Origin of the sequence: Pseudomonas sp. nanlin1, assembly GCF_045571515.1 — a bacterium.
Classification (GTDB): Bacteria; Pseudomonadota; Gammaproteobacteria; order Pseudomonadales; family Pseudomonadaceae; genus Aquipseudomonas.
This window is the reverse complement of the sequence record NZ_CP124218.1, coordinates 3232810-3259350: the sequence shown is the minus strand read 5'-3', so window position 1 is coordinate 3259350 and position 26541 is coordinate 3232810. Positions and strand designations below refer to the sequence as shown.

General features: G+C 62.2%; 24 protein-coding genes. 11 read left to right on the top strand and 13 right to left on the bottom strand.

What is annotated here, in order from left to right:
* Positions 1–65: 65 nt before the first annotated feature.
* Positions 66–374: a hypothetical protein gene (locus QCL65_RS15020; RefSeq protein WP_407309949.1), complete on the top strand. Its 309-nt coding sequence runs from the start codon at positions 66–68 to the stop codon at positions 372–374.
* Positions 375–438: 64 nt separating this feature from the next.
* Here the strand turns inward: QCL65_RS15020 and csrA are convergent, their stop codons facing one another.
* From csrA to QCL65_RS15000, 4 genes are all read right to left on the bottom strand, one after another.
* Positions 439–636 (bottom strand): carbon storage regulator CsrA, encoded by a 198-nt coding sequence (gene csrA / locus QCL65_RS15015; RefSeq protein ID WP_407309947.1) that lies wholly within the window; start codon positions 634–636, stop codon positions 439–441.
* 234 nt (positions 637–870) lie between these two features.
* On the bottom strand, positions 871–1104 hold the full coding sequence (locus tag QCL65_RS15010) for a hypothetical protein (RefSeq protein ID WP_407309945.1): 234 nt from the start codon (positions 1102–1104) through the stop codon (positions 871–873).
* 38 nt (positions 1105–1142) lie between these two features.
* A complete protein-coding gene (locus tag QCL65_RS15005) occupies positions 1143–2972 on the bottom strand; it encodes a glycoside hydrolase family 15 protein (RefSeq protein ID WP_407309943.1) in 1830 nt (609 codons plus the stop codon).
* Positions 2965–3765, bottom strand: a complete 801-nt coding sequence (locus tag QCL65_RS15000; protein ID WP_407309941.1) for a glucose 1-dehydrogenase — start codon at positions 3763–3765, stop codon at positions 2965–2967. Before QCL65_RS15000 ends, QCL65_RS15005 begins: the two co-directional genes overlap by 8 nt.
* A 147-nt stretch (positions 3766–3912) precedes the next feature.
* On the opposite strand from QCL65_RS15000, the gene QCL65_RS14995 reads away from it, so the two are divergent.
* Positions 3913–4059: a hypothetical protein gene (locus tag QCL65_RS14995; protein ID WP_407309939.1), complete on the top strand. Its 147-nt coding sequence runs from the start codon at positions 3913–3915 to the stop codon at positions 4057–4059.
* Here the strand turns inward: QCL65_RS14995 and QCL65_RS14990 are convergent.
* The 7 genes from QCL65_RS14990 to QCL65_RS14960 form a co-directional block, all read right to left on the bottom strand.
* Positions 4056–6554: an excinuclease ABC subunit A gene (locus QCL65_RS14990; RefSeq protein ID WP_407309937.1), complete on the bottom strand. Its 2499-nt coding sequence runs from the start codon at positions 6552–6554 to the stop codon at positions 4056–4058. The genes QCL65_RS14995 and QCL65_RS14990 overlap by 4 nt on opposite strands.
* A gap of 70 nt (positions 6555–6624) precedes the next feature.
* Positions 6625–7272 carry a TIGR02466 family protein gene (locus tag QCL65_RS14985; RefSeq protein WP_407309935.1) on the bottom strand — a complete coding sequence of 216 codons (648 nt, stop codon included), beginning with the start codon at positions 7270–7272 and terminating at the stop codon, positions 6625–6627.
* A 114-nt stretch (positions 7273–7386) separates the two neighbouring features.
* Positions 7387–8418, bottom strand: coding sequence for a DNA topoisomerase IB (locus QCL65_RS14980; protein ID WP_407309933.1), 1032 nt, complete (start codon positions 8416–8418; stop codon positions 7387–7389).
* Between the two features lie 68 nt (positions 8419–8486).
* Complete coding sequence (locus tag QCL65_RS14975) at positions 8487–10712, bottom strand: xanthine dehydrogenase family protein molybdopterin-binding subunit (RefSeq protein ID WP_407309931.1); 2226 nt, start codon at positions 10710–10712, stop codon at positions 8487–8489.
* A gap of 15 nt (positions 10713–10727) precedes the next feature.
* Positions 10728–11732 carry an FAD binding domain-containing protein gene (locus QCL65_RS14970; protein WP_407309929.1) on the bottom strand — a complete coding sequence of 335 codons (1005 nt, stop codon included), beginning with the start codon at positions 11730–11732 and terminating at the stop codon, positions 10728–10730.
* Positions 11733–11742: 10 nt separating this feature from the next.
* Positions 11743–12270, bottom strand: a complete 528-nt coding sequence (locus tag QCL65_RS14965) for a (2Fe-2S)-binding protein (protein WP_407309927.1) — start codon at positions 12268–12270, stop codon at positions 11743–11745.
* Between the two features lie 147 nt (positions 12271–12417).
* Entirely contained in the window at positions 12418–13521 is a 1104-nt protein-coding gene (locus tag QCL65_RS14960) for a Gfo/Idh/MocA family protein (RefSeq protein ID WP_407309925.1), read from the bottom strand.
* A gap of 162 nt (positions 13522–13683) precedes the next feature.
* Between QCL65_RS14960 and QCL65_RS14955 the strand changes: the two genes are divergently transcribed.
* Positions 13684–14511 carry an NAD-dependent protein deacetylase gene (locus tag QCL65_RS14955; RefSeq protein WP_407316866.1) on the top strand — a complete coding sequence of 276 codons (828 nt, stop codon included), beginning with the start codon at positions 13684–13686 and terminating at the stop codon, positions 14509–14511.
* Here QCL65_RS14955 and QCL65_RS14950 read toward each other — a convergent pair.
* Entirely contained in the window at positions 14506–15159 is a 654-nt protein-coding gene (locus QCL65_RS14950; RefSeq protein ID WP_407309923.1) for a response regulator, read from the bottom strand. The two genes, QCL65_RS14955 and QCL65_RS14950, sit on opposite strands and share 6 nt — an antisense overlap.
* Positions 15134–18523, bottom strand: a complete 3390-nt coding sequence (locus tag QCL65_RS14945; protein ID WP_407309921.1) for an ATP-binding protein — start codon at positions 18521–18523, stop codon at positions 15134–15136. The genes QCL65_RS14950 and QCL65_RS14945 overlap by 26 nt, the downstream gene beginning before the upstream one ends.
* A gap of 201 nt (positions 18524–18724) precedes the next feature.
* Between QCL65_RS14945 and urtA the strand changes: the two genes are divergently transcribed.
* From urtA to QCL65_RS14905, 8 genes are all read left to right on the top strand, one after another.
* Complete coding sequence (gene urtA / locus QCL65_RS14940; RefSeq protein ID WP_407309919.1) at positions 18725–19972, top strand: urea ABC transporter substrate-binding protein; 1248 nt, start codon at positions 18725–18727, stop codon at positions 19970–19972.
* 66 nt (positions 19973–20038) lie between these two features.
* Positions 20039–20956, top strand: coding sequence for an urea ABC transporter permease subunit UrtB (gene urtB / locus QCL65_RS14935; protein WP_407309917.1), 918 nt, complete (start codon positions 20039–20041; stop codon positions 20954–20956).
* Between the two features lie 8 nt (positions 20957–20964).
* Entirely contained in the window at positions 20965–22092 is a 1128-nt protein-coding gene (urtC, locus tag QCL65_RS14930) for an urea ABC transporter permease subunit UrtC (protein WP_407309915.1), read from the top strand.
* The gene (gene urtD, locus QCL65_RS14925; protein ID WP_407309913.1) at positions 22089–22850 is read left to right on the top strand and encodes an urea ABC transporter ATP-binding protein UrtD; all 762 of its coding nucleotides are present in this window, start codon (positions 22089–22091) and stop codon (positions 22848–22850) included. The genes urtC and urtD overlap by 4 nt, the downstream gene beginning before the upstream one ends.
* A 13-nt stretch (positions 22851–22863) precedes the next feature.
* Positions 22864–23553, top strand: coding sequence for an urea ABC transporter ATP-binding subunit UrtE (gene urtE, locus QCL65_RS14920; RefSeq protein ID WP_407309911.1), 690 nt, complete (start codon positions 22864–22866; stop codon positions 23551–23553).
* A 39-nt stretch (positions 23554–23592) separates the two neighbouring features.
* Positions 23593–24822, top strand: a complete 1230-nt coding sequence (gene fmdA / locus QCL65_RS14915; protein WP_407309909.1) for a formamidase — start codon at positions 23593–23595, stop codon at positions 24820–24822.
* 129 nt (positions 24823–24951) lie between these two features.
* Positions 24952–25299, top strand: coding sequence for an FmdB family zinc ribbon protein (locus QCL65_RS14910; protein WP_407309907.1), 348 nt, complete (start codon positions 24952–24954; stop codon positions 25297–25299).
* Positions 25300–25428: 129 nt separating this feature from the next.
* Positions 25429–26511 (top strand): LLM class flavin-dependent oxidoreductase, encoded by a 1083-nt coding sequence (locus tag QCL65_RS14905; RefSeq protein WP_407309905.1) that lies wholly within the window; start codon positions 25429–25431, stop codon positions 26509–26511.
* Positions 26512–26541: the final 30 nt, after the last annotated feature.

Genomic DNA, 26541 nt, shown 5'->3' with positions numbered 1-26541 from the left:
CGTGCGAGATTAGTCTTCTATAAAGAGATTTGTAGTACTCATAAGAGCAATCGAGGGGAAGCGACATGGCGAGCACTGAACACGACCAGTTCGAAGCACTGAGCGCGGATGCACTCACGCATCAGCACACCGGCAAAGCTGAAAACGGTTTTACCTACAAAGTAGTGGCCACTAAGGTCAGCGATGAACGTGTGGATGTCGCGATCAACGTGATGGACCCGAACGGTAAGTCTGTGAAGGAATACACCAAGACTTATGAGGAAGGCCTGACGGCGCGGGATGGGCTGAAGAAAGGTGTCGACAATGCCAAGCGCACCGCCGGTGGCTATGGTGGAACGACTCCAGATCATCCGCCGCAGGAAACCCCGATCTGACTGCACAAGTTATTGCATTGAACTGCCGCGAGCGGAGCCCTCCGCTCGCATCAGGCTATCGACCTTACTGGTCAGACTCTCCCTTGTCCGGCGCTGGGCTACCTGCCTGAATGCGCTTGTAAATCTCTTCACGGTGTACCTGAACGTCTTTAGGTGCGTCGATGCCAATGCGCACCTGCATCCCTTTTACGCCCAGAATAGTGATCTTGATGTCGTCATGAATGACGATGCTTTCGCCTACCTTGCGGGTGAGTATCAGCATGTACGGCTCCTATGATTCCCTGCTCGATTTATCCAATATTGGTTTGAGTCGGCTACGCTCCAGCGTGGGGCGAGATGACTTGATTAAAGCCCCTGATGTTTCGTACAGCGCATTGTAGGCGGTACTACGCAATTTGAGCGTGAAACTGATGTAATTATGGCCTGAATCAACCCACAGCGCCTAGGTTTTCAATGTCGCGGGGCAAGCGCACTGTGGCTTGCCCCGCAACCCTTATTACTCGAATGCCTTGGCGGCCTCGACCCCAGATGAACTCAGTTTGATCGGGTAAACCAACTCGTCGCTTTGGCCTTTGGCGTGGTTATGGATCAGACCGCGCTCTTTCAACTGGTTCAGGCATTCGGCAACCGATCGCTCGCCTCGATAGTTATCTAACAACTCTTTGCCAAGCCCAGTAGGGTGGGAGTGCAATAAGCGTGTCAGTACTTCTTTTTCGAGTTCCTTATCCATGTTATCGACCTCTGTGTGATTTTCTTGCGGTAAATAGCTCAGGGTTGCCATTGCGTGCGCTCACCACTGAGTTTGCGGTCCAGGAAACTCGCCGCACTGATCAGTGCCAGGTGGCTGAGTGCCTGGGGGGTATTGCCTAAATGATGACCGTGGGTGTCGAACTCTTCGGCGTATAGCCCAACCGGGTTGGCGTAGCGTAGTAACTGCTCGAATTCCAAGTGGGCCTGCTCGATACGCCCGGCGCGGGCCAGGCATTCCACGTACCAGAACGAGCACGCGGTAAACGCGCCTTCTTCGCCGCTCAGGCCGTCGCTGTGGTCGTCGTCATTGCGGTAGCGATAGACCATGCCATCGCGCACCAGGGTGCGCTCGATGGCGTCCAGGGTAGTTAACCAACGGGGGTCGGTCGCGCCGACGAAGCGTACCAACGGCATCAGCAGCATGGCTGCGTCCAATTTACGACTGCCGATGTGCTGAACGAAATGGCCTGCGTCGGCATCCCAGAAATGCTTCCAGATGTCGTCATGGATTGCTTGGCGCTCGGCATCCCAGCGGGCGAATGGTGCGGGCAGGGAGCGCTTGGCGGCCAAGCGCAACGCGCGGTCCAACGCTACCCAGCACATCAGGCGTGAGTGCAGGAAGTGTTTACCTTCGCCGCGCATCTCCCAAATGCCGACGTCGGTATCGCGCCAGCTGTCGCAGACTTTGTCCACCAACTGCGTGACGTGTCGCCAACCGTCGTGAGAAATCGCCTCACCGTACTTATTGGCAAGGTACACCGCGTCCAGTAGCTCGCCGTAAATGTCCAGTTGGACCTGGTCGTAGGCATCGTTACCGACGCGTACCGGGAGCGCCCCCTGATGGCCAGCCAAGTGGTCCAAGTGTTCTTCTGGCAGGCGTTCCTCGCCTTCCAGGCTATAGAGAATATGCAGCCGCGAGGAGCCTTCGCAGGAGTCGTCGACGCGGCCGCGCACCCAGCGCATAAAGGCGTTGGCTTCCTCGGTAAAGCCCAGGCGCATAAACGCATAGACGGTAAACGACGCATCGCGGATCCAGGTGTAGCGATAGTCCCAGTTACGCTCGCCGCCCACGGTTTCTGGCAGGCCGAACGTGGCGGCGGCAATGATGCCGCCATGCTTGCGCGAGGTCAGCAGCTTGAGGGCCAGGGCCGAGCGGTTGACAGCTTCGCGCCAGCGCCCACGGTAATTCGACTGGCCCAGCCAGCGGCGCCAAAATGCCAGGGTTTCTTCCAGGCAATGGGCGCCGTCGTCAGGCCGTACCAATGGATCGTCGCTACCCCCCAGGACAAAGGCCGCAGTCTCGCCGGCGCTTAGGGTAAAGCTCGCGGTGGCGGCGCCATCGTCCAGTTGCAGCGCCAAGCTAGCGCATAGGCGTACGCTGGGTTGGCCGCGGGCTTCGAATAGCACACTGCCGTGGTCCAGCTTTGCCGTGGTGTCGGCGCGGCTGTAGTCGTGGCGCACGCGACAGCGCAAGCTGATGCGCGCTTCACCGCTGACCACCCGCACCCTGCGCACCAACCGCGGCAAATCGTCGGCGTCGGCGCCGATGGGCATCAGGTCGGTGATCTCCACCACAGCGTCAGCATCGATCCAGCGGGTTTGCAGGACATTACTGTCGGGCACGTAGATCTGCTGGCGCCGTGCGTTAGGCAGATGGGGCGCCAGTTCGAAGGCACCGGCGCGGTCGGAGTCGAGCAGGGCGGTGAAAATGGAGGGGCTGTCGAAGTCGGGCCAGCAGAAAAAGTCCACCGTGCCGGTGTCGGCGATCAGGGCGGCGCTGCGCATGTCGCCAATGATGCCGTGGTCTTCGATCGCGCTTTGGCTGAAGTCGTTAACGCGTTCAGCCATTGTCTTTGAACCCTGGGTAAAGGCTCATACCGCCATCGACGAAAAGGGTAGTGCCGTGCACATAGTCGGACGCATCCGATGCCAGCCACACCACTGCATTGGCGACGTCCACGCCCTCGCCGATGCGCGCGTAAGGGATGAGCTTGAGTAGCGCTTGTGCCGCGTCGCCCTCAGTGGCTTTACGGTTGATCGCCGTGGCAATGGCCCCGGGTGCAATGCTATTAACGCGGATTTTCTGTTCGCCGACTTCCTGGGCGATGCTGCGCATCAACAGATCGACGCCGCCCTTGGAGGCTGCGTAGTTGGCATGCCCGGCCCAGGGGATCAGTTGGTGCACCGAGCTCATATGGATAATCTTGCCGGTGGCGCGGGAAATATCCGGGCAGGGGCCCTGCGCCGCGAACTGGCGCAGCGCGGAACGCGCGCAGAGAAACTGGCCGGTGAGGTTCACGTCCAACACCTTGTTCCAGTCAGCCAGGGTCATATCCACGGTGGCTGCGTCGCGTTGCAAACCCGAGTTCGCCACCAGGATATCGAGCCTGCCGAAAGCTTGCAGGGTAGCCTCGAACAGCTGCAGCACATCCTCTTCCTTGGACACGTCAGCGGCCACGGCGATGGCTTGGCCGCCGTTTGCCTTGATTTCCTCGGCCAACGCCTCAGCCGGCTCCGGTTGGGAATTGTAATTGATCACCACGGCAGCCCCGGCTTCGGCCAGGCCCCGAGCCGCTGCAGCGCCTAAACCCGAGCTGGCGCCAGTGACCAGTGCAACTTGCTTGTCCAATGAGATATGCATGAAACGGTGAACCTCCTCGTAAGCCTTTTAAAGCTGACTGGCATAGGCCTGGGGAGTTCACCCGGCAAATGTTACGGCACCTTGCACGCCTGGCGTTGCCAAAGCTTGTATAACAACGCGTCTCCTACAACAAAGAAGGCAATCCTGATGAACCGTGAATCGCAACGCGAAGACCTTGACCATCAACCGGATAACGCCGGCGATGTCGGTGAAGAGCACAAACACCTCAACGAGCAGGGCGAACAGCCCCGGGAGCCTGAATCAGAGGCCCCGGAGAAGGGGGGCAAGCCCTAACTCTTGAACAGGGCCTGGAGATAGGGCGCTGTCTTGCTTCGCGCCTCTTCACACACCGCGTCGGCACGGCCGCTAGCGACCACTTCACCACCGCGGTTGCCTGCCCCAGGGCCGATATCGATCACCCAATCGGCCTGGGCCACCACGCGCATGTCGTGTTCGATCACGATCACGCTATTGCCAGCGTCCACCAAGCCATTGAGCTGCTCCAGCAGGCGGTCGACGTCGCTGGGGTGCAAGCCGGTGGTCGGTTCGTCTAACACATAGAGGGTCGCGCCGCGTTGGCTGCGTTGCAGCTCGGTGGCCAATTTGATGCGCTGGGCTTCACCGCCGGACAATTCGGTGGCGGGCTGGCCCAGGCGCAAGTAGCCCAGGCCGATATCGCGCAGGACCGTCAACGGCCGCAGCACGGCAGCCTGGTCCTGGAAAAACGCCCAGGCCTGGTCCACGGTCTGCCCCAGCACTTGGGCGATGTTCAGGCCATTCCATTGCACGGCCAGGGTCTGCGGGTTGTAGCGGGCGCCGTGGCAGGTGGGGCAGGGCGCGTAGACGCTGGGCATGAAAAGCAACTCGACGCTGACAAAGCCCTCACCCTCGCAGTGGCTACAGCGGCCCTTGGCGACGTTGAAGGAAAATTGCCCGGCGTCGTACCCCTGTTTCCGCGCTTCAGGGGTCTGGGCGAAGAGCTTACGCACTTGGTCGAACAGGCCGGTGTAAGTGGCCAGGTTCGAGCGCGGCGTGCGCCCGATGGGTTTTTGATCGACTTTGACCAGCCGCTGGATGCCTTTGAGTCCACCGACGATGTGCCCAGCCTCGGTCTGCGGGGCGACGTCTTCCAGGTGCTGCTCTTCCTCGGCCTCAATCGGCTGCCCAAGCTGTTCACCGACCAGCTCCAACAACGCCTGGCTGACCAGGCTTGACTTGCCCGAACCCGACACCCCGGTGACTGCGGTGAAACAGTGCAGCGGAAAGTCCACCGCCACATCCCGTAGATTATTGCGGGTAATCCCCGCCAGGCTCAGCCAGGTCGACGTGGGCCGGCGGCCGGCTTGCACAGCCTGGCTTGCCGCGAACAGATGCTCCCGCGTGCGCGACGCTTCGACTTCTTTAAGCCCGGCCGGCGCGCCGCTGTACAGCACCTGGCCGCCCTGGTCGCCGGCAGCCGGGCCGACGTCCACCAGCCAGTCGGCGCGGCGCATGGTTTCCAGGTCGTGCTCGACCACAAACAATGAGTTGCCGGCAGCCTTCAACCGTTGCAGCGCCTCGAACAGCGCTTCGCCGTCAGCGGGGTGCAGGCCGGCTGAGGGTTCGTCGAGCACGTAGACCACGCCGAATAGCTGTGAATTGAGCTGGGTGGCCAAGCGCAGGCGTTGTAGCTCACCCGACGACAGCGTCGGCGTGCTGCGCTCCAGGGCCAGGTAACCAAGGCCCAGGTCCGTCAAGGCGGCCATGCGCGTCAATAGGTTCTGCGCCAGTTGCTGCCCCGCCAGACGCTGCTCGGGTGGGCGGTCAGCCACCTGGCTACCATCGGCCACAGGGCGCAATACCTCTACCAAACGCTCCAGGGGCAGTTGGGAAAACTCACCGATATCCAGGCCGGCGAATTTCACGCTCAGGGCCTCGGGTTTCAAGCGTTTACCTTGGCAGGTCGGGCAGGCGGTACCGCTCATGAACTGGCTGACGCGCTTTTTCATCAGCGCGCTTTGGGAGTGGGCAAAGGTATGCAGAACGTAGCGCCGGGCACCGGTGAATGTGCCTTGGTAGCTGGGTTCAAGCTTGCGCTTGAGCGCCTCGCGGGTCTGCTCCGGGGTTAGCCCGCCGTACACCGGAACGGTGGGTTGCTCTTCAGTGAAGAGAATCCAATCGCGCTGCTTTTTCGGCAGGTCGCGCCAGGGGATGTCCACGTCATAGCCCAGCGTCACCAGAATGTCGCGCTGGTTCTGGCCCTGCCAAGCCGGCGGCCACGAGGCAATGGCGCGTTCACGGATGCTCAGGGAGTCATCGGGCACCATGGCCCGTTCGGTGACTTCATAGACCCGGCCCAGGCCGTGGCACTGGGGGCAGGCGCCTTGGGGCGTATTCGGGGAAAAGTCCTCGGCATATAGCAGGCTCTGGCCTTTGGGGTATTCACCGACCCGCGAATAGAGCATGCGCACCGCGCTGCCGAGGGTGGTCACGCTGCCCACCGAGGAACGCGTACTCGGCGTGCCGCGCTGTTGTTGCAGTGCTACGGCAGGGGGCAGGCCATCGATGCGGTCGACGTCGGGCACACCCACCTGGTCGATCAGCCGCCGGGCGTAGGGCGCCACGGACTCGAAGTAGCGCCGCTGCGCCTCGGCATACAGGGTGCCGAACGCCAGGGATGACTTGCCGGAGCCGGATACGCCGGTAAAGACCACCAGGGCATCGCGGGGAATATCGACATCGACGTTTTTCAGGTTGTGTTCGCGCGCGCCGCGAACCTGGACATAGCCGGTGGGCTTCAGAGGTTTCATGGGCTTCCTGGGCAGACTAGGGATGTACAACCGACCCTGCCTGCCCCGGTTAATTCAGCCGCATTACGCCTCAGATGGCGAAGTTAAACGCCACCGAGATGCGTGGCGTGGTGCCCTCGTAGCGGCGTACCGCGTGCATCAGCCACGAGGGGAACATCAGCAGCGTCCCGCTTTTGGGCGTCACGGTACTGACGTAGCCAGCCGCCAGGCAACCTTCGATGCGCATGCGCAACGCCGGGTTGAGCAACATCGGGGTGATGCCGCGCGGGTCAACGAACTCCAGCTCACCGCCCAGCGCGCGGTCGGCCTGGCAGCCCCCGTCGTCGACCCAATACACCGCCGACCAGAACGATCCCGGATGCCCGTGCAACGCATTGGAATGGCCCTTGCGGTTGACGTTGGCCCAGGCGCTGTATTTCCACTGCAGGTTGGCCTCGATCAGCCCGTGTTGCGGCGAACTGACCGCCGACAACTGGTTGGCCAAGGCCTGGCTGAAGGCAACCAGTTGCTCCCCGGCGTCGCCGGCCCAGTCAGCGAAGTCATCTTCGGACTGCCAGCCACCTTGATTGCTGTGCAGGGTGCCGGGGTGATGCTCGGCCCGGGCCAGGATCACCGCCCGCAGGTGTTCGTTGAGGCGCTCGTGTTCGGGGTGTTGCAAGCTGGCGATGGGCGTCGGGAACAGCCGGGTAATGTGGATTTGCTCGGGGTCTATCTGCATCGGGTGTATCTTCAGTCGTTCGATCACCCGTATATAGCCATCGCCCAGGCGGGCAGCAAGGGATATCGGGTAACGCTGAAGATACGTCCGGCTACATTACGGCGATAAAAACCCTCAAGCGGTCTGCGCGGTGAGTTTTTCCAGGAAACTCGCCAAGGCGACCTCTTCCAGGCGTAAGCCCTTGCGTTGGCGCGGCTTGGGTAGCTTGGCCAGTTCCCCAAGAACGAAGTGTTCCAGCACTGCCGGGTGAATGTAACAGCGCCGGCACACAGCGGGTGTATTGCCCAATTGCCGTGCGACTTGTTTGACCATCTCAACGATATGCTTCTTGGCGTCGGGCTCCGGTTCCCAGTGCAGCTCGCGCAGCATCTGCAAGGCCAACGCGCTGCCCGCCCAGGTACGGTAGTCCTTGGCAGTGAACTCGGCGCCGGTCAGTTGCTGCAGGTAGGCGTTGATGTCATGGGAGCTGACTGTGTGCCGCTCGCCGTCAGCGTCCAGGTACTGAAACAGGTTTTGCCCGGGCAGTTCCAGGCAGCGCTTGACGATGCCGGCCAGGCGCCGGTCCTTGACCGTGACCTTATGCTCAACCCCGCTTTTGCCGCGAAACTCGAAGGCAATCGACGAGCCTTTGACGTCCACATGGCGCCCGCGCAAGGTGGTCAAGCCGTAGGAGCGGTTGTCCCGCGCGTATTGGCTGTTGCCCACGCGAATCAAGGTGGTGTCGAGCAACGACAGCACCGTAGCCATGACTTTTTCCCGAGGCAGCCCAGGTAGCCCCAGGTGCGCTTCCATCTGCTTACGCACCTTAGGCAATACCGCGCCGAACTCGAGCATGCGCGAGTATTTATTCTCGTCGCGCACTTCGCGCCAGCGCGCGTGGTAGCGGTACTGCTTACGGCCCCGGGCGTCGCGCCCTGTCGCTTGCAGATGGCCCATGGGATCGGCGCAAATCCACACATCGGTGTAGGCGGGGGGCACGGCCAGGGCGTTGATACGCTTGACTTCGTCAGGGTCTTTTATGCGTTGGCCCTGGGTGTCGAAATAGGCGAATTTACCGCGCAACACTTTGCGGCGCAGGCCAGGCTGGGTGTCGTCGACGTAATGCAAATCTGGGGGCAGAGCGATGACTTCTAGAGGGTCGGACATGGTTCTGGCAGGCCATAGGGGAGCTAAATAAAGTCAAGATGGGGGGCAGCCGCACTGCCCCCAATCGGTTAAACCACCTTCGATTCCAGCAGATCCTCGATACGTACCGGTAGGTCGCGCACCACCACCCCGGTGGCGTGGCGCACGGCGTCGGTAATCGCTGCGGAAATCCCCGCCAGACCAATTTCGCCGATGCCACGGGCACCCAGCGGGTTCAGGGCTAAGTCCGGATAGTCGAGGAAGGTAATGTCCACATCAGGCGCATCGGCATGGGTGGTCATGATGTAGTCGGCCAGGTTGCTGTTCATCGGTGCACCGCTACGGCTGTCGTACTCGGTCTCTTCGAACAGCGCCATGCCGACGCCCATGACGATTGCCCCCTCGATCTGATTGCGCCCAGTGCGGCTGTTGATCACCTTGCCACCGTCAATCACGGTGACCACCCGGCTGACCTGCAAGCGGGCGATTTCTGGCTCCCAAGTCACTTCGACAAAGTGGGCGCCGTAGGAGTGCAGCGAGACTTTCTTCTCGATCTCGTCGCTGCCCGCGCTTTTCCCGCTACCGCTGAAGTGCTCCAGCCCGGCGGTTGTAAGCAACTCAGCCAGGCCGATACCGCTGTGCGGTGCTTGGCCTTCCAAGTGGACATGGGCCTCGTTGACGCTGAGGTCTTCGACGCGTCGGCCCTTGAACGGCGGGTGGACGTCGAGGGCGGTTTGCATGGCGTGACCCAACGCATTGCGGGTCGCCTCTTGCACAGCAGGAACCATCGACCCGGTCGCCATGGAACCACCCGACATCGGGCCGGGGGGCAGGCGGGTATCGCCCAGCACCACGTCAATGTGCTTGAGCGGTAGGCCAGTCAGCTGGGCGACCATCTGCGCGACCACTGTATAGGTGCCCGTGCCGATGTCCTGGGTGCCGCTGGAGACCCGCGCACGGCCATCGGCCGTCAACTCTACCCGTACTTCGGCAGGCAGCGACTTGGCCATCCACGAGCACGCCGCCATGCCCCAACCCACGCGCACGCCCTGGGCGTTGCGCATGCTGCCGGGCGTGGGGTTACGCTCGTCCCAACCGAAACGCTGGGCGCCCAAGGTCAGGCACTCGTTCAAGTGGCGCGAAGAAAACGGCAGCCCCGTGCTTTCATCGATTTCCGGTTGATTGAGCAGGCGTAACTGCAGCGGGTCCATGTCCAACGCCACCGCCAGCTCATTCATCGCCGCTTCTAGTGCGTACAGGCCCGGTACCGCGCCTGGACCGCGCATGGAAGTAGGCGGCGCGATATCACGGCGCGCGAGGGACCAGGCTGCCCGCAGGTTAGGTGTGCTGTAGAGAAAACCCGTAGCCTCGCCGCAGTTTTCTTTGTACGTATCCAGCCGTGAGTTGTGGAACAGGTAGTCTTGTTGCAGTGACTGCAAACGCCCGTCACGGCTGGCGCCCAGGCGCATCCGTTGTTGCGTATTAGTGCGATGGCCCACGGTTTGGAACATCATCCGCCGGTCCACCACGAGCTTCACTGGCCGCTCCAGCAAGCGCGCGGCACCGGCAGCGAGCAGGGAATGGCCCCACGGCCACAACTTGCCTCCGAAGCCCGAGCCCAGGTATTCGGTGAACACCCGCACTTGCTCCGGAGCGACACCGAGCATCTGCGCCATGACCTTGCTGTGGTTCATGATCGCCTGGGAGGTTTCGTACAGGGTGAACCCCTGGCCATCCCATAGGGCGACCGTAGCGTGCAGCTCGATCGGGTTATGCGCATGTACCGGAGTGGTGTAGGTCTGATCGACGCGCACCTCGGCGCTCTGGAACGCGGTCAGTACATCACCGCGCTCAGTGTCGACTTGCTCCGGGTCTTCGGGCTTGAGGTGCAAGTGCACGTCCGGCTGCTCGGCAGCGTAGCTGACCTTCACCGCCGCCGCAGCGGCCATGGCCTGCTCGTAGGTCTCGGCCAAGACCACGGCCACGTACTGGCCGTAGTAGCGAATACGCTCGTCTTTCAAGGGCGGCCGGGTTTCATCGGTCTTGCCGGCATCCGGGTCGCTTTGTTCAACCTGGTCGGCAAAATTGCCGTGGTGCAACACCTCTAGCACGCCGGGCATACCCAGGGCGGCGGCAGGGTCTAGGGAGGTGATACGCCCCTTGGCGATGGTGGCAGTGACCGGGACGGCATACACCAACTCATCGAAATGGTGGTCGGACGCATAGCGCGCCGCCCCGCTGACTTTTTTCGGGCCGTCGATGCGCGGGGCACCCTGGCCAATGATGTCGGGTGAAACAGGTGAAGGCATTGCCATGGGAGATTCTCCGGATCAGGCGCTTTTCGCGACGGTGGCGAGGGCGTGAGCCAGGCAACGCTTGGCCAATTCGACTTTGAACGCATTCCCCGGCAGTGGCTGAGCATGGGCGAGCGCTGCGCTGGCGGCCGCCTGCCAGGTGGCTTCGTTCGCCGTTGCGCCAATCAGCGCATGCTCCGCTTCGGCCGAGCGCCACGGGCGCGTGCCCACGCCGCCCAACGCGACGCGGGCGTCAAGCACCTGGCCGGCTTCGATGTGCAGGACCACCGCAGCCGAAGCCAGGGCGAACTCATAGGACGCCCGGTCGCGCAATTTCAGGTAACCCGAGTGCGCGCCCGACACTGGCGCCGGCAGCACCACGTGGGTGACCAGGTCACCTGGCTGCAATACGTTTTCCCGTTCAGGGGTGGTGCCCGGCAATAAGAAAAACTCAGTCGCCGGCACGGTTCGCTCGCCTGCTGCACCCAGAATGCGGATTTGCGCATCCAGGGCTACCAAGGCCACGTTCATGTCCGATGGATTGCTGGCAATGCAGTGTTGGCTGGTGCCCAGAATAGCCAGGCTGCGGTGAATGCCCTCGATAGCCGCGCAGCCGCTGCCCGGCTCGCGCTTGTTGCACGCGCTGAGGTTGTCGCGAAAGTACATGCAGCGGGTACGTTGCAGCAGGTTACCGGCGGTACTGGCCATATTGCGCAGTTGCCCGGAAGCACCTGACAGCAAGGCCTCGCTGAGTACGGGGTAGTCGCGCTTGACCTGCTCGTGCTGAGCCAGGTCGCTGTTTCGTACCAACGCGCCGATTTCCAAGCCACCTTCAGGCGTGGCGCGGATATCGGCGAGGGGCAGGTGGTTGATGTCAATGAGTTGGCCGGGTTGTTCGACCCCCAGTTTCATCAAGTCGGTCAGAGTGGTGCCGCCGGCGATGAAGCGCACTGAGGCGCCCTGTTGGGCACTGGTCGAAGCGCTGGCCAAACGCACAGCCTGAGCTGGGTCGTCGACGCGCTGGAAGGTAAAAGTCTGCATGGGACGAGCCTCAGGCTTTGCGGGTCTGCTGGATAGCCGCGAGAATGTTCGAGTAGGCGCCGCAACGGCAGATGTTGCCGCTCATGGCTTCTTTGATCTCGGCATTGGAGCCGCCGCAGGGCTCGTTGGCCAAGGCCACCGCCGACATGATCTGGCCGCTGGTGCAGTAGCCGCACTGGTAGGCGTCGTGCTCGACGAACGCGGCTTGCATCGGGTGCAGGTCAGCCGGAGTGCCCAGGCCTTCGATGGTGGTGATCTCGGCACCGTCGTGCATCAGCGCGAAACTCAGGCAAGCGTTGACCCGACGACCATCGACGTGCACGGTGCAGGCGCCGCATTGGCCGTGGTCGCAGCCTTTCTTGGTGCCGGTCAATGCCAGGCGCTCGCGCAGCACGTCCAACAGAGTGGTGCGCGGGTCGACATCCACAGTGGTGAGTTTGCCGTTGACCTTGAGGGTCAGCGGCTGGCTGGCCGATGCATGGGCGGGTCGCTGGGCGGTAGCGCAGGCGTCTTCGTACTCGGGGCGGTTCGGGGACATGGCGCAAGGCCTCTTCATCAGGTCGTTAGAGTCGCACCTCTATGGGCGCTGGTTAAAAGATTGGTCAGTGGCGATGGGGTAGGGGTTCAATTGGATTTTGCCGGTAAAAAAACTGCCGCGAGTGGGGGGCTCGCGGCAGGGGCCTAATCAGTTAGGCTCGTCGGTATTGATATACTCCGGCACCTTGGCCAACGGCAGGCGGCGCGCCTGGTCGGGCTGGATGCCCGCGCGGGCTGGCAGAGGTTCCAGGTGCTGCACCTCGCCGGTTTGCAACGAACGTTCGATCGCAGCTAGCACCCGCACATCGCGCCAGCCCTCGTCGCCGTCGGGTTCCACCGCTGTACCCTTGAGGATGCACTCGGAGAAATACTGGGTCTCACCGCCAAAATGGTCGACCACCGGGTGGCGGTGCTCCTGGGTGTCGCCGTCGATGGTGGCGCGGTAAGCGATGCCCACCCCTTCGCCGAAGCCAAAGCATGGCGAGGCTTCGAACTCACCCTTGCTGCCCAGCAGCTGAAAGCGTTCGCTGGCGGGCAGGCTGTAACTGACGGTAAACACCGCCATGCGTTCTTCTGCGAAGCGCAGGGTCACGGTTACCGTGTCCGGTGTATTGATCGGCCGTCCAGGGGTTTGCGCGGCCACGGCGTGGACTTCCAGCGGCTCACTGAGAAACAGGTTGCGCACTGCGTTGAGCGGGTAGGGCCCCATGTCGGTGGCAGGGCCGGCCCAGTAGCCACTGTGCATGCGGTGGTTGGCCGGGTCAGTGCATTGGCTGAAGGTGGCAGTGAACAGGCGCGGGTCGCCAATGTCGCCGCGGCGCACCCGTTGCACCATTTCTACGGTGCCGGGCTCGCAGTGCAAGCGGTAGGCGATCATCAGCTTGGCGCCAGAGCGTTGTGCCGCCGCGTTAATCGCCTGGCAGTCCTCCTCGCTGGTGGCCATGGGTTTTTCCAGCAACACATGGATGCCAGCCTCCAGTGCAGGCACCGCGAATTCACGGTGGCGAAAGTTGGGCGTGGCCAGGTAGATCGCGTCGATCTCACCTGACGCCAGCAGCTTAGGAAACTCGTCGTAGTGGTAGCTTTTCAGGTCATAGAGTTCGGCCAGTTTGTCGGCCTTGACGGGGTCACCGGTGACCAGGGCGGTCATAACCGAATTATCGGTTTGGTCAACGCCTGGCATAAAGGCGCCTTGGGATATCCAACCGCCGGCTACCACCGCGTAGCGAACTTTACCTTGTGCATCGGGCATCTGCAGATTCTCCTCTAAAGTGGTCATATAAAGCTGTCAGCCTATGTAGAGTCGGCAGGTATGGGCCGCGGAAGTTCCAAAATCCTGGTGCGGTGCGAGTGGAACAACGGCCGACAAAGGCGCAGGATGTAACCGCGTGTAACCTCTGGAGGCGAGATGGCCATGCCCGATGCCCTGCAAACGCTCTGCGCACAGGTGCGCCAACACCCGCTGCTGGTCTTGACCGGCGCGGGTATCAGCACCCCTTCGGGTATCCCTGATTACCGGGACGTCAACGGCGTGCGCCGGGGCAATGCGCCGATCATGCATCAGGACTTCATGAACAGCGCCGCCACCCGTAAGCGCTACTGGGCGCGGGCCATGGTGGGCTGGCAGGGCGTTAGCCGCGCACAGCCCAATGCGGCGCATCAGGCACTGGCGCAACTGCAGGCTGCGGGGTATGTGGCGGGGCTGATCACGCAGAACGTCGATAACCTGCATCAGGCCGCCGGCAGCCGCGAGGTGATCGAATTGCATGGCAACCTGCATTGGGTGGTGTGCCTCGATTGCGGTCAGCGCCTGCCCCGCGCGCAGGTCCAGGCCCAACTGGATCAGCTCAACCCGAGCCTACTCAATGTCAACGCCGTGTTGGCGCCTGATGGTGACGCGCAGTTGGCGGCGGCCTTTCTCGAAGGTTTCAAGATGCCCCACTGCCCGAGCTGCGGCAGTGACCTGCTGAAACCTGACGTGGTGTTTTTTGGCGGCGGCGTCCCCCAGCATGTCGCGGACGCGGCCTGGCGCGCGGCCGAGCAAGCGCAAGCGATGTTGGTGGTGGGGACTTCGCTGATGGCCTATTCGAGCTTTCGCCTGTGCCAGGAGATGTCGCGCCACGGCAAGCCGCTGCTGGCGATCAACCTGGGGCGCACCCGCGCTGACGGGTTATTGCACCTTAAAGTCTCGGCCTCATGCGAGAGCGTACTGCCGCAGTTGGTGAGCCACCTGGCGCTATAGGGCAACCAGCGCAACCGAGGTCGCGGCGGCCCGGGTCTCGACTCCGAGCTTCACGTAGATATGCTCCAAATGCTTGTTCACCGTACGCGGGCTCAGGCCGAGGATATCGGCGATATCCTTGTTGGTCTTGCCGCACGCGACCCAGCGCAGTACTTCGATCTCACGTTCGGTGAGCTGATAGCGGCTAGCCAGGCGCTGGTTATCGAAACCCGGCTTGGCGCCGTGCTCGGCGACCCTGGCGGCCTGCAAGATGCGCGCGGTACGCAAGTGCGAGGCCACCCGGGCGAGCACTTCGGCACATTGAATCGGTTTGGTGACGTAATCGATGGCCCCGGCTTCGAAGCCTTTGACCACGTGCTCGCTGTCGGTCAGAGCGGTCATGAACAGGATCGGGATATCAGCCCCGTGGGGCTGCGCCTTGATCTGCCGACAAGTTTCGAAGCCGTCCAGGCCGGGCATCATGGCATCGAGCAGAATCAGGTCGGGGCGCCGCCGCTGAATGCGGTTCAGGGCGCTGTGGCCATCGAGCGCCACCAGCACCATGTAGCCGGCCTCATCCAGGGCGTCCGACAGCAGCGCCAGGTTATCCGGGGTGTCGTCGACGATCAGGATCACGCCCGGCTCAACCGAGGGTGTCAGTGGGTACATGCAGGGCCTCCTTGAGTTTTAAGCTGACTTCATCTAATTGAAAGCCTTTGGCCAACGCCCTCAGCTCAGCCAGGTAGGCGGCGGTGGCGGGGTTGGCTCGTTCGATTTCATCGAACTTGGCCTGTACGCCGCGCACGTAGCCCAGTGCGCAGAGCTCTTCGAGGGCTTGCAATTGCGCGCGCTCGGGCCGGCACATCAACGCCGGCGTTGCGCTTTCCAGCGCCCGTGGGCGGCGCCGCCATTGCAGTTGCAAATGCACCTGCAGGCGCTCCAGCAGGGATTGAAAGTGCACCGGTTTGGCCAGGTAGTCGCTATGCAGCGCGGCCTCGCCGGCATGGGTGTTGGCATTGGCTGAAACGACAATGATCGGCGCCAGTGATAAGGCATTGCGGCGGATCAGGCGGCTGGTCTGCCAGCCATCCATGGCGGGCATCGACAAGTCCATGAGGATCAGATCGGGGTGCAGCAGCGAGACCTGGCGGATGGCTTCCTGGCCATTGGCGGCCTGGGCGACGTCGAAGCCCAGCGGGCTGAGCATGCCGCTGAGCACCTGGCGATGCTCGAGGTGGTCATCGACCACCAGGATCAGCCGCCGCGGGCCGTCGTAGCCGATGATGTCGTGGTCAGTCTGGATCAGCGCTTTGGGCACGCGCACTTCGGAGAGAAACAGGCGGACCTGAAAGCGCGTGCCTTCACCCGGCCGGCTGCTCACCAGCAACTCCCCACCCATCAAGGCCGTGAGCATACGGGTGATGGTCAGGCCCAGGCCGACACCGTTGTCCTGGCGCTGCAGGTCGCCGCGCTCGAAGGGCTGGAAAATCCGTTCCAGTTGCTCATCAGCGATCCCGACCCCGGTGTCGATCACTTCAAAGCAGGCAGTTTCGCGCAAATAGCTGACGCGCAGGCGCACCTCGCCGCGGTCGGTGAAATTCACCGCGTTGCCGAGCAGGTTGATCAGGATCTGCCGTACGCGCTTTTCGTCGCCGCGCACCACGGCGGGCATGCGCCCGACCACTTCCAGATGAAAGTGCAGGCCCTTGCCCTGGGCGGTGGGGGTAAACATGCGTTGCAGGTCGTGAATGAATTCCTGAAAGGCGATTTCCGAGTGCTCCAGGCGCAGCTTGCCTGCTTCGATCTTGGCCACGTCGAGTAAGCCGTCGATCAGCGACAGCAGGTGCAGGCTGCTGCGCAGGATCGTCGCCAGGGCGTCTTGCTGTTGCGGCGCCGTATTGGCGTCACGCTGGAGGATTTGCGTATAGCCCAGAATACTGTTGAGCGGCGTGCGCAGTTCATGGGAGAGCCCCGTGACGTAGCGGCTTTTGGCGGCGTTGGCGGCTTCGCTGGCTTCCTTGGCTTTTTGCAGGGCTTGGTCGGTCTTGTCGTGGGCTTCTATCTCTTGCATCAAGAGCAAGGTCTGGCGGTCGGACTCCTGCTGGGCGACGCGCCGGCTTTCCCGGGTCAACACCACCCACCAGGCCAGAATCGCGGCGAACACGCTGAGGGTCAGGAAGGCTTTGACGAAGGCCAGGAACAGGGTGTGGCGGACCTGCGGGGACTGGTCCACCAGGTTATAGGCCACCTGGCTGTAGATCAGCGCCAATGCCCCGGAGACCATTAGCATCAGCATCGTCAGCAGTGCCAGGTAATGGGCCAGCCGCGTGTGCAAACGGGCCAACGGCAAACGCGGCAGTAGCCAGGCCACGCAGTCTTCGAACTGCATCGACAGGCGTGCGCGCGGTTTGCATTTGTCGCCGCAGCGCGCGTCCAGTGAGCAGCACAGCGAACAGATGGGCGCGGCATAGGCTGGGCACCAGGCCATGTCGGGGGTTTCGAAAGCATTGCTGCACAGCCCGCAGACGAGTGTGCTCTGCGCGCCGTGGGGGAATAACAACCCGCTGTCGCTGCTACGGGCGATGTAAAAGCGCCCGCCGGTCCACCAGGCGATCAGCGGCGCACACACCAGCGCCGTGCCCAGGGACACCAGGGGCGGCGCGGCCTGGGCCAGCGCCCCAAGCAGGCCGAAGTGGGCCATGAAAGAGGTCACCGAAGCGATCAGCATGGCGCCGACGCCGACCGGGTTGATGTCGTACAAGTGCGCGCGCTTGAACTCGATGTGCGGGGGTGAAAGCCCCAAGGGCTTGTTGATCAGCAAGTCGGCCAGCAGGGCGCCGATCCAGGCGATCGCGATATTGGCGTACAGCCCCAGCACTTGCTCGATGGCGTCGAACACCCCCAGCTCCATCAGCATCAAGGCAATGGTCACGTTAAACACCACCCATACCACCCGGCCGGGGTGGCTGTGGGTGACCCGGGCGAAAAAGTTCGACCAGGCCAGGGACCCGGCGTAGGCGTTGGTCAGATTGATTTTGATCTGCGACACGATGACAAACAGCACCATCGCAGCCAGCGCCCACTGCGGCGAGTCGAACACGTAGTTGAACGCCACCAGGTACATCTGCGTGGGTTCGGCGGCCCGTTCCATGGGCACTTCATGTTGCAGGGCGAGGAACGCCAGAAAGGCCCCGCCAAGCATTTTCAGCGCGCCGAGGAGAATCCAGCCCGGGCCTGCCATGAGTAACGCAGCCCACCAGCGTTTGCGGTTGGCGGCGGTTTTTTCCGGGAGAAAGCGAATGTAGTCGACCTGTTCGCCGATTTGCGTCACCAGCGACAGCGCCACGCTCAGGGCTGCACCGAAATACAGCAAGTTGAAGGTGCCACCTTCCCCCAGGCGCCCGGCGAAACTGGGCAAGTCGGCGAACGCCTGGGGGTTCTTGGCGATGACGAACAGGTAGGGCACCAGCAACAGGGTCAGCCACAGCGGCTGGCTCCACATCTGCAAGCGGCTGATCAAGGTGATGCCGTAGGCCACCAACGGGATGACGATCACCGAGCACAGCACGTACGCCAGGGCCAGCGGGATACGGAAATACAGTTCCAGGGCCAGGGCCATAATCGCCGCTTCCAGGGCGAAAAATAGGAACGTGAAGCTGGCGTAGATCAGCGAAGTGATGGTCGAGCCGATGTAACCGAAGCCGGCGCCGCGCGAGAGCAGGTCCATGTCCACGCCATAGCGCGCGGCGTAGTAGCTGATGGGCAAGCCGCTGATAAAAATCACCACAGCCATCGCCAGCACCGCCCACAGCGTATTGGTGAAGCCATAGCTCATCACCAGGGCGCCGCCGATCGCCTCCAGGGCCAGAAACGACACACCGCCCAAGGCGGTGTTGGCGATGCGAAACTCTGACCAGCGCCGGAACGACTTGGGCGTATAGCGCAGGGCGTAATCTTCCATGGTCTCGTCGGCGACCCAGCGGTTGTAGTCACGGCGAATCTTGACGATGCGTTGCGAGCGGGAAGGGGGCACGGCCGGCTACCTGGCACAGGGGGGTGAAGTCCATCGAGAGCAAGATCCATGCCCTGCCTACTGGGCGCCCGTGATCATGCCTTAAAGGGCTAAAAGCCGCCCCTAGTCAAATGACGTATGGGCCTACGTCATGCGGCGTATGGGCGCTACAGGCTGACGCGGCCATGCTGGGTACAAACCAGACCCACCAGGAGCGCAACCATGCAATTACCCTCGATAACGGGCGTGCGGCGGCTATTGCCACAACGCTTGACCCTGGGCGCGGCGGCTTTGTCGCTGCTCGCCGCCAGTGTTTTGAGTTCGGCCGCTTGGGCCGATACCGCCAACACCACCGGGTTAGCGGTGACCGATACCACGGTCACGGTCGGTCAGCTGCATTCGGCCACCGGCACCATGGCGATTTCCGAAACCGGTTCGATCCAGGCCGAGCGCCTGGCCATCGAGCAGATCAACGCGGCCGGGGGGATCTTGGGCCGACAGATCAAAGTGGTGCAAGAAGACGGTGCGTCCGACTGGCCGACCTTCGCGGAAAAAGCTCGCAAGCTGCTGGTAGGCGATAAAGTCGCTGCCGTGTTCGGCTGCTGGACCTCAGCCTCGCGCAAAGCCGTGCTGCCGGTGTTCGAGAAAGAAAACGGCCTGCTCTACTACCCAACCTTCTATGAAGGCCTGGAGCAGTCGAAGAACGTGATCTATACCGGGCAGGAAGCGACCCAACAGATCCTCGCCAGCCTGGACTGGATCGCCAAGACCAAGGGCGCGAAGACCTTTTACCTGATCGGTTCGGACTACATCTGGCCGCGTACTTCGATGAAAATCGCGCGCAAGCACATCGAAAACGTGCTCAAAGGCGAAGTGGTCGGCGAAGACTATTACCCACTGGGTAATACCCAGTTCGGCTCGTTGATCAACAAAGTCAAATTGAAGAAGCCCGACGTGGTCTTCGCCGCCGTGGTGGGCGGTTCCAACGTGGCGTTCTACAAGCAGATGAAGGCGGCGGGCGTCACCAGCGCCAAGCAGACCTTGCTGACCTTGTCGGTGACCGAAGACGAACTGCTGGGCATCGGCGGCGAGAACATGTCGGGCTTCTTCGCTTCCATGAAGTATTTCCAGAGCCTGGATAACCCCAACAACGCCGCCTTCGTCGCCGCTTTCAAGGCCCGTTACGGCAAAGACTCGGTCATCGGCGATGTCACTCAGGCCGCGTACCTGGGCCCCTGGTTGTGGAAAGCGGCGGTGGAGAAGGCAGGCTCGTTCGATGTCGACAAGGTCGCTGCGGCATCGCCCGGTATCGAGCTGAACACCGCGCCTGAGGGCTATGTGAAGGTCCACGAAAACCATCACCTGTGGAGCAAGACGCGCATTGGCGAGGTTTTGCCTAACGGGCAATTCAAGGTGGTGTACGAGTCCGAGCTGATCGAACCCAATCCGTTTCCCAAGGGTTATCAGTAGTCGATAAACGGGCGGGGGCCTGGCCCCCGCTGGTTGACCCTCGTTCGCCCCCTCGGAGACTTCTCGATGGAATGGCTATCGGAATTTGGCGCGATTGCGGCCATGCAAGGCTTCAACGGGCTGTCGGTGTTTTGCGTATTGCTGTTGATGGCGTTGGGGCTGGCGATCATTTTTGGCCAGATGGGTGTCATCAACATGGCCCATGGCGAGTTCCTGACCATCGGCGCCTACACCACCTACCTGTTGTCGAGCCTGACTACCCAGTATGTGCCCGCGCTGCAGCCGTACTACTTTTTCTTCGCCATTGCGCTGTCGTTCGTGGTGGCGGGGGCCTTTGGCTGGTTGGTGGAGCGGGTCATGATCAGCCGGCTCTACCACCGCCCGTTGGATACGTTGTTGGCCACCTGGGGGCTGTCGCTGGTCATGCAACAGGCGTTTCGCTCGATCTTCGGCGCGCGGGAAGTCAGTGCCACCCCGCCTGAGTGGTTGATGGGCTCATTCAGCCTGACCGATGCCATCGATATCCCGCGCAATGGCGTCTTCACCATGGGCCTGACGGTGCTGATGACCGCCCTGATTTTTGTCCTGCTCTACCGTTCGCGCTGGGGCCTGCACGTGCGCGCCACCATGCAGAACCGGGTAATGAGCCGGGCCGTGGGGATCAACACCCGGCGGGTCGACCGTATGACATTCGCTTTGGGCTGCGGTGTCGCCGGGGTGGCCGGTGCGGCGTTTACCACCATTGGTTCCACGGGCCCCACGGCAGGCTCCCTGTACATCGTCGACACCTTTTTGACCGTGGTATTCGGCGGCGCCGCCAGCCTGTTCGGGACCATTGCCTCGGCGTTCGCCATTGCCCAGACCCAGTCGATCTCAGAGTTCTTTATGAGTGGTTCGATGGCCAAGGTGCTGACCCTGTCGGCCGTGATTCTGATCTTGATGCTGCGCCCGCAAGGCTTGTTCTCCAGCAAAATCCGTAAGTGAGGTCGTGCATGAATGCTTTTGACAGACTCTTGGGTGGGCGCCAGGGCACCGTCGGCCTGCTGATCCTGGCAGCGCTGATCCTGCTGGTGTTCCCCCTGGTGCTGGACGCCTTTCGCTTGAACATGGTGGGTAAATACCTGACCTACGCCTTTGTCGCGGTGGGCCTGGTGCTGTGCTGGGGTTATGGCGGCATTCTCAGCCTGGGCCAGGGGGTTTTCTTTGGCCTGGGCGGCTATTGCATGGCCATGTTCCTCAAGCTCGAAGCCTCGGACCCCACCAGCACGGCCATTCAGTCGACTCCGGGGATCCCGGACTTCATGGACTGGAACCAGATCACCGAGCTGCCGTGGCTATGGGTGCCGTTCCATAGCTTCACCTTCACCGTGGTGGCGGTGGTACTGGTACCGGTGCTGCTGGCGGGGGTGATTGGCCTGGCCATGTTCAAGCGGCGGGTCGGCGATGTGTACTTTTCCATCGTCACCCAGGCTATCGCGCTGATCCTCACGGTATTGATCATCGGCCAGCAGGGCCTGACCGGCGGCGTCAACGGTATCACCGACCTGAAGACCCTGATGGGCTGGGACATCCGCGGTGACGGCGCCAAATTGGCGTTGTATTTCATCAATGCCGCATTGCTGCTGGGCTGCATTGTGCTCGGCAAGTTTATCCTGGCGTCCAAGCTCGGCCGCCTGTTGATGGCGATGCGTGATAAGGAGGAGCGCGTGCGCTTCTCGGGCTACGACGTGGCCGCGTTCAAAATCTTCGTGTACTGCGTGGCCGCAGCGTTTTCCGCCATCGGCGGGGCCATGTTCGCTTTGCAGGTGGGCTTTATGTCGCCGTCGTTCGTGGGCATCGTGCCGTCCATCGAGATGGTGATTTTCGCGGCGGTAGGCGGGCGCCTGTCGCTGCTGGGCGCGGTGTACGGCGCCTTGCTGGTGAACTACGGCAAGACCTATTTTTCCGAGTCGTTTCCCGAGCTGTGGCTGTACCTCATGGGCGGGCTGTTTATCGCCGTGGTCATGTATTTCCCTGATGGCCTGGCCGGTGTCTGGGACAAGCACTCGCGTAAATGGCTGGCACGCTTCAAACCCAAGCCCAAGGTGGCGCCGAATGCCTCGGTGGAGGTGCAGCCATGACCTCTCCGGTGGCTTTCCAGCTGAATAAACCGGTGCTGGCCATCGAGGGCCTGACCGTGTCGTTCGATGGGTTCAAGGCCGTGGATGACTTGAACCTATACATCGACCGCAACGAGGTGCGTGTGGTGATCGGCCCTAATGGCGCGGGCAAGACCACGGTACTTGACTTGATCTGCGGCAAGACCCGCGCCACCAGTGGCAGCATCCAGTTCGATGGCCGCGAGCTGACCAAGATGCACGAATACGACATCGTCCGTGCGGGCGTGGGGCGCAAGTTCCAGAACCCTTCGATCTACGACAACCTCTCGGTGTTCGAGAACCTGGAAATGTCGTTTCCTGCCGGGCGCAGTGTGTTCGGCGCGTTGTTTTTCCAACGTAACGCCGAGGTGATTGCGCGGGTGGAGCAGGTGGCTGCAGAGATTTTCCTCGGCGAGCGCCTGCACGCCCAGGCCGGTTTGCTCTCCCACGGGCAGAAGCAATGGCTGGAGATCGGCATGTTGCTGATGCAAGACCCCGACCTGTTGATGCTCGACGAGCCCGTCGCCGGCATGAGCGTGAGCGAGCGGGTGCAGACCGCCGACTTGCTCAAACGGATCAGCCAAGGCCGCTCGGTACTGGTGATCGAGCATGACATGGAGTTCGTCAAGAGCATCGCCCATAAAGTCACGGTGCTGCATCAAGGCAAAGTGCTCGCCGAAGGCAGCATGGAGGCGGTGCAGAGCAATCCGAAAGTCATCGAGGTTTACCTTGGCCATTGATCAGGAGCACGCCATGTTCAACGTTCGTCAATTGGCCTGCGGGTACGCCCAGAGCCAGATTCTGCACGACCTCGACCTCACCGTAGGCAAGCAGGAAATCGTTGCCATCATGGGGCGTAACGGCATGGGCAAGACCACCTTGTTCAAAAGCCTGATGGGGGTGCTCGGCCAATGGCGCGGGCAGATCCAGGTGGACGGGGTCGAGGTCTCGGGCCTGGAGACCCATGCCCGGGTCGCCCGAGGCATGGCTTACGTGCCCCAGGGGCGGATGATTTTTCCCAATATGAGCGTGCTGGAAAATATCCAGACCGGCCTGCCCAGCAGCGCCCGCGGGCAGGTGCCGGAAGACCTCTATGCGCTGTTTCCCGTGCTCTACGACATGCGCGGGCGCAAAGGCGGCAACCTTTCCGGCGGCCAGCAACAGCAACTGGCGATCGCCCGCGCGCTGGCGACCAACCCCAAGGTGCTGCTGCTCGACGAGCCCACCGAGGGCATCCAGCCGTCGATCATCAAAGACATTGCCCGCACCTTGAAAGAAATCCGCGACCTGCGGGCGTTGACCATCGTGGTCTCCGAGCAGGTGTTGTCGTTCACCCTGGAGATCGCCGACCGTTTTCTGGTGATCGAGAAGGGCCGTTTCGTGGTCGAGGAGACCCGCGCCAATGTCGACGAAGCCAGCATCAGCCGTTACCTGTCGGTGTGACAGTTAGTCGTTAACCCCCTTGCCACCAGGAGCAGTGCCATGACCGAAACCTTGATCAAAGTCGACCTCAACCAGCCCGTCACTGAAAACGAGCAGATCCATAACCGCTGGCACCCGGAGATCCCCATGGCCTGTTGGGTCAAGCCGGGCGATGACTTCATTCTGGAGACCTACGACTGGACCGCCGGCGCCATCAAGAACAACGACGACGCCAGTGATGTGCGCGACGTCGACCTTTCCACCGTGCACTACCTGTCCGGGCCGGTTGGCGTTCACGGGGCCCAGCCTGGGGATTTGCTGGTGGTCGAACTGCTCGACATCGGCGCCCGCCAAGACTCGCTGTGGGGCTTCAACGGGTTTTTCTCCAAACAGAACGGCGGCGGCTTTCTGACCGATCACTTCCCCCTGGCGCAAAAAGCCATCTGGGACTTCAAAGGAATGTTTACCAGCTCCCGGCATATTCCTGGGGTGAACTTTGCCGGTTTGATCCACCCGGGGCTGATTGGCTGCTTGCCGGATCAGAAGATGCTCGACGACTGGAACCGCCGCGAGCAGGAGCTGATCGACACCGACCCGCAGCGGGTGCCGCCGTTGGCCAACCCGCCGCTGGCCGCCACGGCGCACTTGGGCAAACTCAAGGGTGAAGCCCGCGAGCGCGCCGCAGCCACCGGCGCACGCACCGTGCCGCCCCGTGAGCACGGCGGGAATTGCGATATCAAAGACCTGTCACGGGGTTCAAAAGTGTTTTTCCCGGTGTACGTCGACGGCGCCGGGCTGTCGGTCGGCGACCTGCATTTCAGCCAGGGCGATGGCGAGATCACCTTTTGCGGGGCCATCGAGATGGCGGGCTGGGTGCACATGAAAGTGGAGTTGATCAAGGGGGGCATGGCCAAGTACGGCATCAAAAACCCGGTGTTCAAACCCAGCCCGATTGTGCCGAACTACAACAACTACCTGATCTTCGAAGGTATTTCCGTGGACGAGCAGGGCAAGCAGCATTACCTGGACGTCAACGTTGCCTACCGGCAGGCCTGCCTCAACGCGATCAACTACCTGACCAAGTTCGGCTATTCACCGGCCCAGGGCTACGCGTTGCTCGGTTCCGCGCCCGTGCAGGGGCACATCAGCGGGGTAGTGGACATCCCTAACGCCTGCGCAACGTTGTGGCTGCCGACCGAAATCTTCGAATTCGACATCAACCCCAATGCCAACGGCCCAACGCGATTCCTCGATGGCAGCATCGACCTGCCCATTGCCCAGGACAAATAAACATAAAAGATAAAAGATAAAAGATCGGGGGCGAGCCCCCTCCTACGCGAATGTGTACCAGCCGTAGGAGGGGGCCGGGCGGCGGTCCGCTTGCCCCCGATCTCTTGACCCCCATTAGGAGCCCCATCCATGCCGATCTACGAATACGACTGCACCACCTGCGGCGATTTCACCGCCCTGCGGCCCATGGCGCAGCGTGATGTACCGTGCCAATGCCCCGCCTGCGGCAGCGCTGCCCGCCGCGTGATCCTCACCGCACCGGGCCTGGCGTGCATGCCGGGGCACACCCGGCGAGGCATGGAAATCAATGAACGCAGCCGCCACGAACCGAAGAACCTCGAGCAATACCGCGAAAGCCGCCGCCACCCCAGTGGCTGTAGCTGCTGCGGCCCCACTCAACCCGTGGTCGCCAGCGCGGCAAACCCCCACGGCCTTAAGGGCAAACCCCAAGGGCGGCCGTGGATGATCAGCCATTAATGCGAATTATGCATATTAGCTAATTCCTAAAATGAATTTCACAGAATAGCTCCTGGCGGTTAGCTTATAAGGGAAATATAGGGTTTAACCTATTTCTTATAAGTAAGCCGCGCAACAGGAGTTCAGCACATGACCGTCAACTTTATTGGCATGATCGGCCACCGGCTATCATCGGAAACCATTGCGCCTAGCGGCCCGATTTTCGACAAGCCTTACATCACCGAACTCGCCCAGGCCCACGAAGCAGCGGGCTTCGACCGGCTGTTGGTGGGCTACTGGTCCGATCAGCCGGACGGTTTCTTGGTCACCGCCCTAGCTGGCCTGGCCACTTCGCGCATCGGCTTTCTGCTGGCGCACCGCCCAGGCTTTGTCGCGCCGACCCTGGCCGCGCGTAAACTGGCGAGCCTTGACCACCTGCTCGACGGCCGCCTGGCCGTGCACGTGATCAGTGGCGGCAGCGACACCGAGCAGCGCAAAGACGGCGACTACCTCGACCACGACCAACGCTACGCGCGCACCGATGAATTTCTCAGCGTCCTCAAGCAGGTGTGGAACGCCGAGCGGCCCTTCGACCACCAGGGCGAGCATTACCAAGCCCAGGCCGCGTTCAGCGCCATCAAACCTTTGCACAAAGCGCAGTTGCCGGTGTATTTCGGCGGTTCTTCGGCGGCGGCGCTGGCCGTCGCTGGCAAACACGCGGATGTCTTCGCCCTGTGGGGCGAGTCGTTGCAGCAGACCCGCGAAACCATCAAGGCGGTGCGCGCCGAGGCTGCCCGCCACGGCCGCCAGGTTAGTTTCAGCGTGTCGTTCCGGCCGATCCTGGGCGCCACCGAAGCGCAGGCCTGGGCCCGTGCCGACGGCATTTTGCAAACCGCCCGCGAGCGCGTCGAGGCCAGCGGCCCGTCCCTGGCGCCCAAGCCCCAGAGCGTCGGCGCGCAACGCCTGATGGCCACCGTGGCGCAGGGTGAGCGGGTCGACCGTTGCCTATGGACCGGTATCGCCAAACTGGTCGGGGGCGGGCATAACTCCACTGCGCTGGTGGGCACCCCAGAGCAAGTCAGCGATGCCTTGCTGGACTACTACGAGCTGGGCGTCACGACCTTTTTGATCCGCGGCTTCGACCCCCTAGAGGACGCTCGTGACTATGGCCGCGAACTGATCCCCCTGACCCGCGCGAAAATCGCCCACCGCCAGGCCCGCGAAAGCGCCTGAATTTTCCGCTACCGGCCTGCCACCGCACCT